The sequence below is a fragment of the Candidatus Spongiihabitans sp. genome (genome assembly GCF_965247905.1).
Classification (GTDB): domain Bacteria; phylum Pseudomonadota; class Gammaproteobacteria; order Arenicellales; family Poriferihabitantaceae; genus Spongiihabitans.
Window position 1 is genome coordinate 1,281,181 of the sequence record NZ_OZ252047.1, and the last position, 14,155, is coordinate 1,295,335.

A 14,155-nucleotide genomic window follows, 5' to 3' on the forward strand; every position below is an offset into this window, starting at 1 on the left:
GAAGGAGAGAACGATGAGAACGAACATAACAGCGGTAATAACGATGGTTGCGCTTTTGCTCGGCGGGTGCGAGACCAGCACGCTGGTATTCAAAGTGACGCCGAAAGCGCCGCCGGAAAAATGGATCGTGCCGGAGTGGACTGATAGTTTTACAAAAACCAAACGCCAAGCCGAGCACGGCGACGCCGAAGCGCAATATCAGTTAGCGACCATGTATGAACGCGGGCGCCCCGCGCTGGCGACGCACGACTACCGAAAAGCGCTAGTATGGTATCGCAAATCCGCCGCTCAGGGATTCGTGCCGGCGCAATATGAGTTGGGCGTGATGATCGCGGATGGCATCGGCACGGTGAGACAACAAGAAGACGGGGTCATCACATACCAACGCGCCATCTTGAAAGGATTTGACCCGTGGTCGACTCCTTGCAAAGCGAAGTATCGCGGCAAGACATATCATTACGCGAAGTGTTGGGGCGTTCGCTGACGGACGCAAGCGGGATGACGCGGCGGTACGGGTCTGCACACCGCCCGCCGTCCCCATGCCAAAAACCGTGGACACTCAATTCCCGATTGTCGAAGCCAAGGCCGCCGACGCCGACTAAATCACCGCTTGCGTCTCCGCCGCCTATTATCACTACATCGCCCGGCCCGATGCGGGACGACTATGCAAAGAGGATTCTGGACAACGATGTCTTCGTCATTCGGCACGGCAAGCGGATTATCGGTGTGCTGGTAGTGATTGTCGAAACACCGTGCTGCCTGCTTGACAATGTTGCGGTGCATCCTGATTTTGCCGGGCGGGGGCTGGGTCGTCGGCTAGTGGACTTTGCCGAACGCCATGCCGTTGAGCGCGGGTTCACGGAAATCGAGTTATACACTCACGAACTAATGAGCGAGAACATCGCCATGTATCAACGATGGGGTTATCAAATCGTCCGCAAGGTTACTGAACACGGCTACCGGCGGATTTATATGCGCCGCCAACTCGCCCTTGCGCCGGGCAATGAATCTTGACAACCCCACCGCGGGTGAAAATGCGTTATCAACAGCGGAGGTATTGTATGAAACATGAGACCAAAACGATTCCTATGGGGCACAGTCTGCGTGCCATTGGTGCCGAGCAATTTCGGCAAAACCTACTCGCTGATTTGTAGCAATACGACAAAGTAGAAGTTGTGCTTAATGTGCACACTGCGTTTAGTGCTGCGGAGTTGGAACAAATCTTCGGCGGGTTACTGTGTGGCGGCCAAAAGAAATCATATCTGGATGATCACCTCGTGCTGACGGCTGAAGATGAGATAATTTCGGATTATGTGGCATCGGCGGCCGGGGGATTATTTTGGCGCGTGATTATTCTGTTGCAGGCATTTCAAATTGCCCTTCAAATTGAGAAGGGTCACAGCGATAATGGTGATCGCGGCACCGCTGAGTTGCACTGCGGATAACTTTTCGTGAAGAAACAAAAAGGCGCCAGCAAGACCAAACAAGGGAATCAAATTCAGGAAACTGCCGGCATAATTTGCGCTGAGCGTGGCGAGCGCGGAGAGATACAGCGAAAAAGCCAACGCATATTGCACAATTCCCGACAGGGCGGCCAATAACCAAACGCTCATGGACGCTGTTGCTGGAATCCAGGTTTCGGGGGACCGCATCCATTCCACCGGGAGCAGCAGCACGGCAAAGCCAAGGGCCGCGGTTTGTTGCCAGGCGACGATATAAAGCGGATCAATTCTTGCGGCGAAGCGAGCGGACAGCACAACATACAGGGCCGCGGCCATCGTGCCCGCAAAAATGAGGGCATCGCCGGTAAAACTGCCGCCATCACCGGCGTTGCCGGGGGCAGCCATCCCCAGAGCGATGAGCAGGCCGCCCACCGCCACAAGCGACAACGCAATGAATTGGGCGGTCGGCTTCACGCGAAACAGAAGCGCCGATATGGCGATGATCATGATCGCCTCGCTGGCCTGAATCAGCGTGGCGTTGCTTGCTCGGGTAACCGCCAGACCAATCAGCCCAAGCAGGTAGGCAAGCCACGGTTCCAGCAAACCGAGCGAAGCGAATCTTGCAACCTCCGCCGGCGCAAGCCGCGGCACGGGTTGCCGCCGAACAAGAATAAAAATCCATAGCGACACAACGCTGGCAACCAGTTGCACCGCCAGCAGAAAAACCGGCGGGAATGAATCCAGCACGCTTTTCGACATCACCGTCGCCGAGCCCCAGCACAACGCCGCCATGCTCGCTAAAACCGCCCCCGATGAAACAGTCATGCCGGCTTTCTCACAATGCCCTCGCGGCTTCTTCAGTAGTCAAACAAAGGGGAATTGCGCGCGCGTCGAAGAGGAAATGGATTGTGATAACGCTTCCTCTGAAACCGGGTTTCGAGCGGAGCGTGTTGATCAAGTTCCTTTGCCAAATCGTTCAAAGAGAGGGGAATTCGGCAACGGCAAACATTAAACCATTATAATCATTCTGGATATAAATACAACTGAGGCTAGTGTGGGGTTAATCATGTGCGGGTATTGTCCGGGCTCAGACACCTATGAGACTGTTAACCTGGCCCGGCTGGTGCGCTTAAAGCAGATCAGGCTGGCGGCGTTTGACTGCAGGGCCGGTCAAGCCCAAGCGCCGCGGTTCCAGGGCCGCGCTGGCGGAATCCCCGAAATTCGAAAGCGCCGAGTTGCTTCGCCAGCCTTTGCATGGCGCGGACAACAAGGAGATTATCCTGAGCCTGGTGACCGTGCCGCCAGGCCTGACCGCGCCCAGACATTATCACTCGGGCGAGGAGTTCGCGTATGTGATAGAGGGCACGGCGATTTCGTTGTTCGACGACCAAGACAACGAGGTCGTGAATGCGGGCGAGGCCGCGCATATTCCCTATGGCATCGTGCATAGCGTGCGCGCCGATAAGGGCGTCGTCAAAGCGCTGGTGGTGCGGATTCATGACCGCGGCACGCCGGAGCGAACCTTGGTGACGGACTGACTTTCATCGCGCGCCACGGGCATTGGCACGCGGCACGCCACGACCGCGCGGCAACGCATGCCCGCCATCCCCTACCGAGCCATGCGTAAATACACCGGATATTTTGGCTTGCCTTTTTGGGTGAGGCCGTAGTATTTGAAGGTGATTTCACTGCCAATGCGGGGCGGATTTTCTCTCTCTTTATCGCTAAAGCCAGTGCCGATTTTAATCCGTTGCCCGTTGTTCATTTGACATAACAGCGAGCCCATTTTGTTTTTGTATTTGCCTTTGCCCGCCAATATTTCTCGCACAATACATTCGGCGTCTAAATGCTGCTTGACTTTCAACGCAGAAGATAACCGTCCAGTTTGATAGGGCGTGTTGGGGTCGCGCAGCACAATTCCCTCGCCGCCTTTGGCCACGACTTCACGCAAAAAAACATTGACTTGGAGTTGCTTGGTTATCGGTATTTGATTGATGATGCGAATCGGCGTGTTGCGGTGGCGTGCTAAATAATCATCCACTATCGACAGCCTTTTCAACAAGCCGCCGGGCTGATCAGGCGCTTCAAATATTTGGTGGGTGACCTGACGCCAGCGGTCGTCGGGTTTTTCAGTGCGCACAATGGACACAATATGCTCAAAATCCCCGCGCTTGGTCCACAACTCGCCATCGATGGCAAACGGCGGATAATCCGCCACAAACCAAGCGGGCGGATTCACTGCCTTACCGTTCCTGGTCAATAATTGCCGCCCATCCCAAAACCCCCTGATGCCATCGAATTTTTCACTCATCACCCAACCCACTACATTTTGGCTGTTGTCAAATGTTTTAAGCAAGAAGAGATCGGGCTTATCCGCAAAAACAGCGGGCGATAATAATAATAGAATTAAAAATAATTTGATTGATTTATGTATCGCGCAATGGCGCGTTACATCATCAAACCCGATAAGCCGTTGGCTAAAGATTGTTTGAGTTAAGCCGGTATTGTCCGGTGATTTTTCCATAATAAATACGCCTCCATGTCATTGTTAATCAGACAACTGCCTGGTAACTTCACCCGTTTTAATTAAGAGAATAAGGTTCAAGATACTTTAAGCGGTCGATTTCGGATAGATTTTAGCAGATATTGACACCCATTTTCGTGGCGCATATTGAAGCGAAACTCACACTCTTTCATAAGGAGTCCGGCTACGCCGGACGACATATTTTAACTGGATTCCCGCCTGCCGGCGAGAATGACGGGCTGGGGGGACAATGGTGAATCGGAAGGCAATAAGTCCTTTTGAGAGGGCAATGGTAAATAATTGTCTCGCAAAGCGTGACACTAAAACGTGCTCTATTACCTATAATCCGTCATTGCCCGGCCCATATTATTATTATTGGCCGGGCAATCCAGTTATTAAACCGTTCGGCGTAGCCGAACTCCTTATTATCGCGGCTTGCGCCGCCACTCTGGGTCCCCGCCTGCCGGCGAGAATGACGGATTGGGGGACAATAGCGAATCGGAAAGCAACGATTTCTTTTGAGATGCCAAAAGCAAACGAGGAAAAAAGTCCGGTTAATGCCGCTGTCATTTCGGCGGCCTCGGCATGTCGCTGATACTCGACACCCCCACCGGGCCATCCATCGTAGTGGTCGGCACGGTGGTGTTTGGGGTTATTGCAGTTGCTACATCTATCAAAACTGGCTAAAACGAAAAACCGGGGCAATGCTTAACACGTTGTCCCGGCAGTTAGCATATATGCTACCAACTATGGAAAAGTCGGATTCGCTACTTTATCGTTGATTGATTCTTACACTCATTATGACAACGATCCTGGCAATCATGCCAGCAATCGCTTCCATCAACACTTCCGCGAATCATCGACTCTGCAAAAGTTTTTTCATACAACACTTTTGTATCCTCAAACGACGCTTTCAATTGTTTTTCATCTTCATCTCCACGCAATCCAAAATAAGGGAAATGGTGGAAGTAGCCACCGAACAATTTGTCGCAATCAAAACAATATGCACGTGTATCAAGAATATGGTAATGCCACATCGTATCTATCACTTTGTTCGGAACAATTGCGTAATCCGGGTGGGGAAACTTGCGACACAACACCAAATAGCGCTTGTACTCAATTTCAGCGTCTTCACACTGTTCGGTAGTCCAACCGATGCCCTCTTTTGGTTCACTAAGTTTAATCTTGACCATTTCCAAATCAGTTTTAGCAATGTCTTTGTCAATGCCTTTGCTGATGAGAAAAGCAATTCTCTCTTCGCTGATCGGGGCGGGCATCTCCATCACATACTTCGGGATTGGATGTGGTTTGAAAGAAACAACTGATGAATCATTATTGACTACAGTTTGCGTTTGCATGGTATTTACCTCTCAGTAAGTTAGTGGAAATTTAACGAATCCAAAACCGTTTTAACCTGCGGCGTGGATCTTTAATGGCACGTCTTCCGTGCAAGATATAAGAATTATTTACGATCAAAACATCATCACGACGTAATTTAAACTCACAACATGAAATTTCTGATACGGCACGACGAAAGGAATCAAAAGCTTGGCGTTGTTGACTGGACAGTTTTTTATCGACCAACCAAAACGAATAATAAAATTTTAAAACTCCACTCGTGCTCCGAACCAGCGGACATTGGAGCGGATCGTTTTCAAACATAGCATGTTCTTTCAACATTACAGTTTCAAGAACTTTTTGATCAACAGGGTCCAAAAGAGAGAATGCATCTCTGGCATTCGCCAAAATGGTTTCTCCTCCTTTATCAGCCGGGCGTATGCACAGCCAAGCAATATAATTAACTAGTGAATGATCGGTATGAAAATCGAGGGGCTCAGCAGAAGTGACCAGTCCGCCGCTGTCTGGTTTGACAACAACATCCGTTTCATGAACCACAGAACCCAAAGACGTAGTCAACGCGTGGAATTTTTCCGCACCCACGGAACGCAAGTGAAGCCAACCATGCTCACGTAAATTTGTATACGCATCTTTCATTGATTTTATAAGATCACAGCGAATTATAGCCCTTGTAAATATAATAAGGTTCAAGATACTTTAAGCGGTCGATTTCGGATAGATTTCAGCAGATATTGACACCTATTTTCGTGGCGCATATTGAAGCGAAACTCACACTCTTGCAAAGGAGTCCGGCTACGCCGGACTCCTTTGCGGCGAAGCCGCCGGTTTGTGTCTGGCAAAGCCGGATGCCAAAAAGAGTCACGCTACGCGTGACAGATATTTAACTGGATTCCCGCCTTCGGCGAGAATGACAAATAAGAGTCGTCATTGCTCGGCCCATATTATTATTGGCCGGGCAATCCAGTGGAATATGCCGTCCGGCGCAGCCGGACTCCTTTGCTTTGATGCCGCGCCGTTCGATGCGAGAATGACGGCCGAGAGGGCGGTGCTAAAACACCGCTGGAAGGGAACAAAACGGGCAATGAATCAGTGAACACATACGCTCGCATTGCCCGGCGATGCGTTGTCTGATTTGAATATACAATCGGCTGGTCGCCGGGCCAGAGATGCCGGTGATTTGTGTGACTTTGCAAGCCTCGATATCAAGGCGAAACAGCCGTGGAATCGCCCTGAATTTCTTCTCGGAAATTCGGCAACGAATGACATGCTTGTTTTCATTTATAGAACAATTAGTTATGACCATTTCACTATACCTTAAAGTATCTTGAACCTATAATAATTTCCACATGTTAATTTCTACACGTTAAGCAATAAATGCTCCCGTTCCCAGGCACTCACAACATTCAGGAAAATATTGTATTCATGGTGTTTGACGCTGCTATACAGACGAACGAATTTATCGCCAAGGATGGGGTGCAGGGCTTTGCAGTCGAGCAATGCGCTCACCGCTTCTCGCAATGTATGCGGCAGGGTGGTTTCCATGCTGTACGCATCGCCCTCAATCGGCGGCTTGGGTTTGATCTGCTCCCTCATCCCCAAATAACCGCAGGCAAGCGAGGCGGCGATGGCAAGGTAGGGGTTGACATCGGCGCCGGCGATACGGTTTTCAACCCGCCGCGCTTGTGAGTTTGATACCGGGACGCGCAGCCCGGCGGTTCTATTGTCGTAACCCCATTCAATGTTAATCGGCGTGCCGAATTCATCGGGCGCCAAGCGTCGGTAGGAATTTACGTTGGGGGCAATCAATGCCATCGCCGCCGGCAGATATTTTTGCAGACCGCCGATGTGCCAGCGAAACAACCTGCTCTCGTTGCCATTGCTGTTGCTGAATATATTTTTGCCGTCTTTGCGACTCACGATGCTTTGGTGGAGATGCATCGCGCTGCCCGGTTGCTTTTCCATCGGCGCCGCCATGAACGTGGCATATATGTCATGGCGCATGGCGACCGCTCTGAGTGCGCGCTTAAACAGAAAAACCTGATCAGCCAATGCCAACGCATCGCCATGCAGAAGATTGATTTCCATTTGCGCGACCCCGGATTCATGGATCAGGGTTTCGATGGCGATTTCCTGCGCCTCGCAATAGTCGTAAAGCTCCTCAAACAAGGGATCGAATTCATTCACGGCGTCGATGCTAAACGATTGCCGACCCGATTCCGGGCGACCGGAGCGCCCTACCGGCGGCTCCAAAGGATAATCGGCATCGGGGTTGGGCTTGACCAAATAGAACTCGACTTCCGGCGCCACCACGGCCTCCCAGCCCTGTTTTTTGTATAAGTTCAATACCCGCCGCAAAACTTGCCGCGGCGAGACCTCCACCGGCTTGCCATCGAAATGGTAGCAGTCGTGAATAATCACCGCCGTCGGCTCGTTGGCGAACGGCACGGTTCGCGCCGTGGCCGGGTCGGGCTTGAGAAAAATATCGCCGTCCTCCTCGCCCAGCACATTCCATTCCTTCGGGTAGTCGCCGTTAACGGTTTGACCGAAGATGCTTTCCGGCAGCCGCAGCCCGACATCCTCCTGATACTTTTTCGCGGGCAGAATTTTGCCTTTTGCGATGCCGGTCATGTCGGGAATGACGGCCTCGATTTCCTCGATGTGATTGCGGTCAAGCCAGTTTCTGAGACCAGCGGATAATTTTCCGCTGGCTTTGTTTTCCTTTTGCGAGTGATTGGACATTCGGTTGCGCGGTTGTTGGAAAGGTCAGGGTCAGCCTGTATTATACTGGTCGCAATATTAAAAAACGATTGCTTCATGCACGATTGCTTCATGCAATGGTGATAACAAACTAATTATAGTGAACTAATGATAACAAAGCCGCGCCCTGTTTGAACGCCGATGTTTAACCACGACCATAAAACCGTGCCGTCCTATTATGAGCACACCCGCAACTTGCGCATTGATGCGCCGCAACTGCAACAGGACATCAAGGCTGATGTGGTCATCATCGGCGGCGGCTTGACCGGCTGTTCCACGGCCTTGCATCTGGCGACGCGCGGCGTGGATGTGGCGGTGGTCGAGGCGCGGTATTTTGGATGGGGCGCGTCCGGGCGTAGCGGCGGCCAAATTGTCAACGGCTTCTCGGTGGGCCAGGAGGTGCTGGAAAAACTGGTCGGCATGGAGAGCGCCAAAGCGCTTTGGGATCATTCGGTGCAGTCGGTGGAATACACCCGACAGTTAATCAAAACTCACCACATAGACTGCGACCTGAGCATGGGTTATTTGCATGTCGGGGTAAAGCGGCGCCAAGCCAAGGAGTTGGAGCAATGGGCCGAGCACTTGTCCCGCGCCTACCATTACTCGGCCGCGGCCTACCACGACAAAGGCGAGTTGGCGCAGTTTCTTGGCTCTGACTTGTATCAGGGCGGGGTGTCCGATTCGGGCAGCGGCCATTTGCATCCATTGAACTATTGTCTGGGCATAGCCAAAGCGGCACAGGACGCCGGCGCCAGATTGTTCCAAAATTCGGCCGCGGTCAAAGTCGAATCAAGCGCGACCGGCAAGGTCGTTCATTGCGCCGCCGGCGAGCGCCGAAATCGCGCCGATGAAAAGCGCGTCAATGGCGCCCGCGTCAATGGAACCCGCGTCAATGGAACCTTAAGTTGCGATCAAGTGGTCTATGGCTGCAATGCCTATCTCACGAGTTTTAATAGAAGCGGGCTGGCGCCAAAGATCAGCAACAAGATCATGCCCGTGGGCACTTATATCATCGCCACCGAGCCGTTGCGCGAACAAGTCGCGCTCGGCTTGATTGCCAATCGCGCGGCCGTGGCCGACACTAATTTTGTGCTGGACTATTATCGCTTGTCGGCGGACAACAGAATGTTGTTCGGCGGGCGCGTCAGTTACTCCACATTGGAGCCCGTGAAACTGACGCAATCGCTGCGCCGTAGAATGGTCAGGGTGTTCCCGCAACTGCAAGGCGTCAAAATTGATTTTTCCTGGGGCGGCTATGTGGCGATTACCCGCAACCGCGCGCCGCATATCGGTCAGATGGATGACCGCAGTTGGTTCGCGCAAGGATATTCCGGGCATGGCATGGCACTGAGCGGATACATGGGGAAATTACTGGCTCAAGCAATTTTGGGAGATAGAGAGGGTATCGCTTGTTTTGAAAAAGTGCCGCATAAAACTTTCCCGGGCGGGGCGCTGTTGCGAATGCCGACGCTGGTGGCGGCCATGGGCTACTATAAATTGAAGGATTATTTTTAGGCGCCATCATTTTGTAAGCAGTAGATGTCGGTGAACCAGCGACAGGCGACCACGCCGAAAGCCAGACTCCAAGCCGTGAACGCCGAGGCGCAGGGACAGCGGATTGATAACTTCCTGATGAAAATCTTGAAAGGCGTGCCCAAGAGCAGAATCTATAAGGCGGTGCGCAGCGGCGAGGTGCGGGTAAATGGATCGCGAATAAAAGCGTCGCATAAATTAAAGTCCGGGGATCAAGTACGCATCCCGCCGATTCGCTATGCTCAGGTTAATCAACCTGCGATGGTGCCGCCGAAGTTGCTGGACAGCATCCCCGTGCTTTTCGAGGACCCGCACTTTCTGGTGGTGGACAAACCAGCCGGGTTGGCGGTGCATGGCGGCACCAATATACAGTATGGGTTGATCGAAGCGTTCCGGCAATTGCGACTGCAAACCGAATTTCTTGAGTTGGCGCACCGTTTGGACCGGGAGACCTCAGGCTGCCTGATGTTGGCCAAGACCCGAAAAGCATTGCTTGCGCTGCAACAACAACTCGGCGAGGAAAGAACGGTTGGCAAATATTATTTAGCGTTGGTGGCAGGGGTGTGGCGGGGAAAAACCAAAACGGTCAATTTATGTCTGACCAGAAAGACCGAAACTGGAAAGGACAAACGCTCGGTGGTTGATCGCAACGGCCAGCAGGCAATGAGTAAAATTTCGCCGGTCACATGGTATGGGCGGTATCATCAATCAACCTTGGCAACGCTGGTGGAAATCGAACTCAAAACCGGCCGCATGCATCAAGCCCGCGTGCATTGCTCGGCTAGTGGATATCCCATCGCCGGGGATCGCCTGTATGGCAAAAATGAGTTTAACCAGAAAATGCAAAAACTCGGTCTTGGTCGCCTGTTTCTGCATGCCCACAAACTAAAAGTGCGCCATCCAATAACCGACCACCCCCTCGAGTTGGAAGCCGCGCTGCCTGCGCGGTTGCTCGCAGTGCTCGATGAATTAGCGGGTTGACGGCGGGAGTGCAATCGCCAACCCTACGGTGGTGTTAGCCCATCGGGTTAGTGATAGAATTGCCATTCATTGCAGTTACAATCATTAGTTAAGTGGCCAAGGTTAGACAACGCACCCGGGGATCGCCGCGCTTGAGTTTCGTCATTCCAGAAAAAAATCCCAGAAACAATGCCAGGAAAAATATCAGGAAAAATCTCAGGTAAAATCACATCGCTGTTGCGCGGCGTGGGCTTGATATTATTACTTGCCGTGGTCGGGTATTTGTTGGTCGCCTTGGCGACCTATTCCCCCGCCGATCCCGGACCAACACATACCGGCAGCGGTCAGGACATTGCAAATATGGGCGGCGTGGCGGGCGCCTGGACCGCCGATTTGTTGTTTGCCGGTTTCGGCACCATGGCTTATCTATTTTCAGCTTTGCTGGGCATTGCCGGTTGGCGGATTTATAAGGGCAGTGGCTTCAGGAAAAGTCACGGAAAAAATCATGGGAAAAGTCATGGAAAAAATCATGACTGGAACTATTTCCTGCCCATCGCGGGATTGTTCGCAGCCATGATCGGCGCTTGTGGCTTGGAGCAAATCTATTTTCCGCTTCACAATCCTGCATTCACGTTTCACGCCGGCGGCATTGTCGGGCAATTCAGCGCGCAGGGCTTGGTCGCAAATTTTGGCATTATTGGCGCAACCGTTATTCTGATCGGATTGCTGATTACCGGAATCACCTTGGTCGGTCGTGTTGCCTGGTTGGAGGTAATGGATCGGGTTGGATATGGCGCATTTGCGTTCGCGGGATGGGTCAAGTTGCGCGTTGGCGATTCGAGTGATCGTAAAAAAGGCGCACAGGCAAGGCGGGAACGGCAGGAATCGGTTAAAAAATTTCGCTCGGTCTTGGCGGGGAAAAAGCCGCCAAGGATTGAACCAAAAATCGATGTTCCGGTGCAAAGCGCACGCAAACAAAAGGAGCGGCAGGAGAGTTTGTTTGCTGAGCCGATGTCTGCCGGCGTGTTGCCCGAGCTGTCCTTGCTCGATGCCCCGGCCCAGAATAGCCAGGGTTATTCCCGCGCGGCGCTGGAATCCATGTCGCAGGTGCTGATAAAAAAACTAAAAGACTTCAACGTCGATATCACTGTTGAGACCGTGCAACCCGGCCCGGTAATAACCCGGTTTGAAATTGAGCCGGCGCCGGGCATCAAGGCCAGCCAGATTGTCGGGCTAGCCCGGGATTTGGCGCGATCATTGTCTGTGGTCAGTGTGCGGGTGGTGGAAAATATTCCCGGCAAGACGGTGATTGGCATCGAAATCCCAAACCAATACCGCGAGACGGTGAGGTTGGTGGAAGGCCTGGCTTCCCAGGAATATGAAAAGAGTAATTCCCCATTAACGCTGGTGCTTGGCAAGGACATCGCGGGTAACGCGGTGGTGGCTGATTTAATTAAAATGCCGCATGTCTTGATTGCCGGGACTACCGGCTCCGGGAAATCGGTATGTATCAATGCATTAATTCTAAGTTTAATCTATAAGTCAACACCGGAACAGGTGCGGATGATCATGGTAGATCCAAAATTTCTGGAACTGTCGGTGTATGACGGTATTCCGCATCTGCTGACGCCGGTGGTAACCGATATGAATAAAGCAGCCAATGCGTTGCGATGGTGCATTGGAGAAATGGATAGACGCTTTCGACTGATGGCGGCCATTTCTGTTAGAAACATTGCCGGCTTTAACAAGAAAGTCGACGTAGCCAACAAATCGGGAGAGCTTTTGTTTGATCCCACACAAGAACTTGAACCCGGCATACAGCCCGATGTATTAGTTTCGTTACCCTATGTCGTCGTGATTGTGGACGAGTTGGCCGATTTGATGATGGTCGCGGGCAAGAAGATTGAAGAGATCATCACCCGCATCGCGCAGCGCGCAAGAGCCTCGGGCATTCATTTAATCCTGGCGACCCAACGGCCTTCGGTGGATGTGGTGACTGGATTGATTAAAGCGAATGTGCCGACCCGGATTGCATTCCAGGTTTCTTCGCGCGTGGATTCGAGAACGGTATTGGATCAAATGGGCGCCGAGCAATTGTTGGGGCAGGGGGATATGTTGTTTCTGCCGCCGGGTTCCGGATTTACCCAACGGGTTCACGGCTCCTTTGTCTCGGATGATGAGGTGGCAAAAGTCGTAAGCGAATTGAAAAAAACGGCGCAACCGGTTTACCTGAATGCAGTGACCGAGGGAGATCCGGAAGGTGTCGGCGGTGGAGGATTTTCAGAAGGCGAAGGCGAAAGTGATCCGTTGTATGATGAGGCGGTGAATTTCGTTACCCAAAGCCGCAAAGCATCCATTTCCGCAGTGCAGCGAACATTACGCGTGGGCTATAACCGCGCCGCGCGAATGATTGAAACTATGGAGCAAAGCGGTGTGGTTTCAGCCCCGGATAACGGCAAGCGTGAAGTGCTTGCGCCGCCTCCGCCGGAAAATTGACCAAGTGATTAATCAGGTGATTGCTCAGGCAAGGCGAATGATGAAAAAGGTGATGAAGCGCGCCATAATTTGTTTGGCGCCGATACTGACCGGCATCGCCATCGCCATCACCATCACCAGTATAGGCGTCGCTAACGCCGGCCCAGGAATGGATTCATTGGATTATTTCTTTAATGAAATTAATACCTTTGAGGCGAGATTCAGACAAAAGGTGTTGGACGAGTCGATGGCGGAAATTGACGACGGGCAAGGCCAGGTGTGGATACAACGGCCGGGCTTGTTTCGCTGGGACTATGCGCCGCCGGAGGCTCAGGTGATTGTGGGCGATGGCGAGAATGTATGGATATACGACATCGAACTTGAGCAGATTACGGTGCGCAACCAGGAGCAAACGCTGGGTAAATCTCCTGCCATATTGTTGGCCGGGAGCGGCAATCTGGAGGAAAACTATCACATTGAGGATTTCGGCACGCACGGCCGTTATGACTGGGTCAACTTAATGCCTAACAGCGAAGACAGTGGCTTCAAGGAGATTCGCATCGGCTTTGAAGACAATCGATTGAGGTTGATGGAGTTGCTGGATAATCTGGGGCAGACCACGCGAATAATTTTTGTTGATTTAAAGGAAAATTCGCCCATCCCCATGACCACATTCGATTTTATTCCGCCACCGGGCATGGATATTATTGACCACCGCGAGCCATGAAAATCATGGTCATTGCATTGGGCGGCGCGATGGGCTCGGTTTTGCGATTTTGGCTATCAACCTCCGTGCAAGCCCGATTCCCGGCAAACTTTCCGTGGGGCACTCTGTCAGTCAATGCCCTCGGCTCGTTATTGATCGGCATATTGTTCGTGATCATTCAGCAGCGGTTTCATGGCAATGAAATTTTGCGCGCGCTGCTCATCGTCGGCTTGCTCGGCGGCTTCACCACGTTCTCAACCTTCTCGCTGGAGACGCTGCAACTCATACAAATTGGCCTCTGGAGCCGGGCATTGTTGAATATAATCAGCAGTGTCGCGGTCTGTATTCTTGGTGCCTTGGTCGGCATCGGAATTGGCCGTTTGGCAACTTAAAAAACCG

General features: G+C 52.2%; 18 protein-coding genes. 12 read left to right on the top strand and 6 right to left on the bottom strand.

Going from position 1 to position 14,155, the window contains the following annotated elements; all coding sequences use genetic code 11:
• The first annotated feature begins 13 nt into the window (after positions 1–13).
• Together ACP158_RS06595 and ACP158_RS06600 are read left to right on the top strand one after the other, a co-directional pair.
• The gene (locus ACP158_RS06595) at positions 14–484 is read left to right on the top strand and encodes a tetratricopeptide repeat protein (protein WP_424948149.1); all 471 of its coding nucleotides are present in this window, start codon (positions 14–16) and stop codon (positions 482–484) included.
• A 167-nt stretch (positions 485–651) separates the two neighbouring features.
• Positions 652–1,014: a GNAT family N-acetyltransferase gene (locus ACP158_RS06600; RefSeq protein WP_424948150.1), complete on the top strand. Its 363-nt coding sequence runs from the start codon at positions 652–654 to the stop codon at positions 1,012–1,014.
• Between the two features lie 320 nt (positions 1,015–1,334).
• Here the strand turns inward: ACP158_RS06600 and ACP158_RS06605 are convergent, their stop codons facing one another.
• The gene (locus tag ACP158_RS06605; protein WP_424948151.1) at positions 1,335–2,267 is read right to left on the bottom strand and encodes a DMT family transporter; all 933 of its coding nucleotides are present in this window, start codon (positions 2,265–2,267) and stop codon (positions 1,335–1,337) included.
• Positions 2,268–2,596: 329 nt separating this feature from the next.
• On the opposite strand from ACP158_RS06605, the gene ACP158_RS06610 reads away from it, so the two are divergent.
• On the top strand, positions 2,597–2,980 hold the full coding sequence (locus tag ACP158_RS06610; RefSeq protein ID WP_424948152.1) for a cupin domain-containing protein: 384 nt from the start codon (positions 2,597–2,599) through the stop codon (positions 2,978–2,980).
• Positions 2,981–3,051: 71 nt separating this feature from the next.
• Here the strand turns inward: ACP158_RS06610 and ACP158_RS06615 are convergent, their stop codons facing one another.
• The gene (locus tag ACP158_RS06615; protein WP_424948414.1) at positions 3,052–3,909 is read right to left on the bottom strand and encodes a DNA ligase; all 858 of its coding nucleotides are present in this window, start codon (positions 3,907–3,909) and stop codon (positions 3,052–3,054) included.
• A 179-nt stretch (positions 3,910–4,088) separates the two neighbouring features.
• Here ACP158_RS06615 and ACP158_RS06620 point away from each other — a divergent pair, with 179 nt between their 5' ends.
• Complete coding sequence (locus ACP158_RS06620) at positions 4,089–4,223, top strand: hypothetical protein (RefSeq protein ID WP_424948153.1); 135 nt, start codon at positions 4,089–4,091, stop codon at positions 4,221–4,223.
• Positions 4,224–4,255: 32 nt separating this feature from the next.
• Positions 4,256–4,561, top strand: a complete 306-nt coding sequence (locus tag ACP158_RS06625; RefSeq protein ID WP_424948154.1) for a hypothetical protein — start codon at positions 4,256–4,258, stop codon at positions 4,559–4,561.
• 172 nt (positions 4,562–4,733) lie between these two features.
• On the opposite strand, the gene ACP158_RS06630 is transcribed toward ACP158_RS06625, so the two are convergent.
• Positions 4,734–5,324, bottom strand: coding sequence for a glycine-rich domain-containing protein (locus ACP158_RS06630; RefSeq protein ID WP_424948155.1), 591 nt, complete (start codon positions 5,322–5,324; stop codon positions 4,734–4,736).
• Between the two features lie 31 nt (positions 5,325–5,355).
• Positions 5,356–5,961 (bottom strand): TauD/TfdA family dioxygenase, encoded by a 606-nt coding sequence (locus tag ACP158_RS06635; protein WP_424948156.1) that lies wholly within the window; start codon positions 5,959–5,961, stop codon positions 5,356–5,358.
• Positions 5,962–6,056: 95 nt separating this feature from the next.
• Here ACP158_RS06635 and ACP158_RS06640 point away from each other — a divergent pair, with 95 nt between their 5' ends.
• Together ACP158_RS06640 and ACP158_RS06645 are read left to right on the top strand one after the other, a co-directional pair.
• A complete protein-coding gene (locus ACP158_RS06640) occupies positions 6,057–6,209 on the top strand; it encodes a hypothetical protein (protein ID WP_424948157.1) in 153 nt (50 codons plus the stop codon).
• A complete protein-coding gene (locus ACP158_RS06645; protein ID WP_424948158.1) occupies positions 6,152–6,418 on the top strand; it encodes a hypothetical protein in 267 nt (88 codons plus the stop codon). The genes ACP158_RS06640 and ACP158_RS06645 overlap by 58 nt, the downstream gene beginning before the upstream one ends.
• On the opposite strand, the gene ACP158_RS06650 is transcribed toward ACP158_RS06645, so the two are convergent.
• Positions 6,374–6,628 carry a hypothetical protein gene (locus ACP158_RS06650; RefSeq protein WP_424948159.1) on the bottom strand — a complete coding sequence of 85 codons (255 nt, stop codon included), beginning with the start codon at positions 6,626–6,628 and terminating at the stop codon, positions 6,374–6,376. The two genes, ACP158_RS06645 and ACP158_RS06650, sit on opposite strands and share 45 nt — an antisense overlap.
• Before the next feature lie 53 nt (positions 6,629–6,681).
• A complete protein-coding gene (locus ACP158_RS06655; RefSeq protein ID WP_424948160.1) occupies positions 6,682–8,064 on the bottom strand; it encodes a glutamine synthetase family protein in 1,383 nt (460 codons plus the stop codon).
• A gap of 159 nt (positions 8,065–8,223) precedes the next feature.
• Between ACP158_RS06655 and ACP158_RS06660 the strand changes: the two genes are divergently transcribed.
• The 5 genes from ACP158_RS06660 (at position 8,224) to crcB (ending at position 14,148) form a co-directional block, all read left to right on the top strand.
• The gene (locus ACP158_RS06660) at positions 8,224–9,597 is read left to right on the top strand and encodes an NAD(P)/FAD-dependent oxidoreductase (protein ID WP_424948161.1); all 1,374 of its coding nucleotides are present in this window, start codon (positions 8,224–8,226) and stop codon (positions 9,595–9,597) included.
• 24 nt (positions 9,598–9,621) lie between these two features.
• On the top strand, positions 9,622–10,596 hold the full coding sequence (locus ACP158_RS06665) for an RluA family pseudouridine synthase (protein WP_424948162.1): 975 nt from the start codon (positions 9,622–9,624) through the stop codon (positions 10,594–10,596).
• A gap of 168 nt (positions 10,597–10,764) precedes the next feature.
• Positions 10,765–13,071: a DNA translocase FtsK gene (locus ACP158_RS06670; protein ID WP_424948163.1), complete on the top strand. Its 2,307-nt coding sequence runs from the start codon at positions 10,765–10,767 to the stop codon at positions 13,069–13,071.
• A 37-nt stretch (positions 13,072–13,108) separates the two neighbouring features.
• The gene (lolA, locus tag ACP158_RS06675; RefSeq protein WP_424948164.1) at positions 13,109–13,777 is read left to right on the top strand and encodes an outer membrane lipoprotein chaperone LolA; all 669 of its coding nucleotides are present in this window, start codon (positions 13,109–13,111) and stop codon (positions 13,775–13,777) included.
• Entirely contained in the window at positions 13,774–14,148 is a 375-nt protein-coding gene (crcB, locus tag ACP158_RS06680; protein WP_424948165.1) for a fluoride efflux transporter CrcB, read from the top strand. The genes lolA and crcB overlap by 4 nt, the downstream gene beginning before the upstream one ends.
• Positions 14,149–14,155 lie beyond the last annotated feature (7 nt).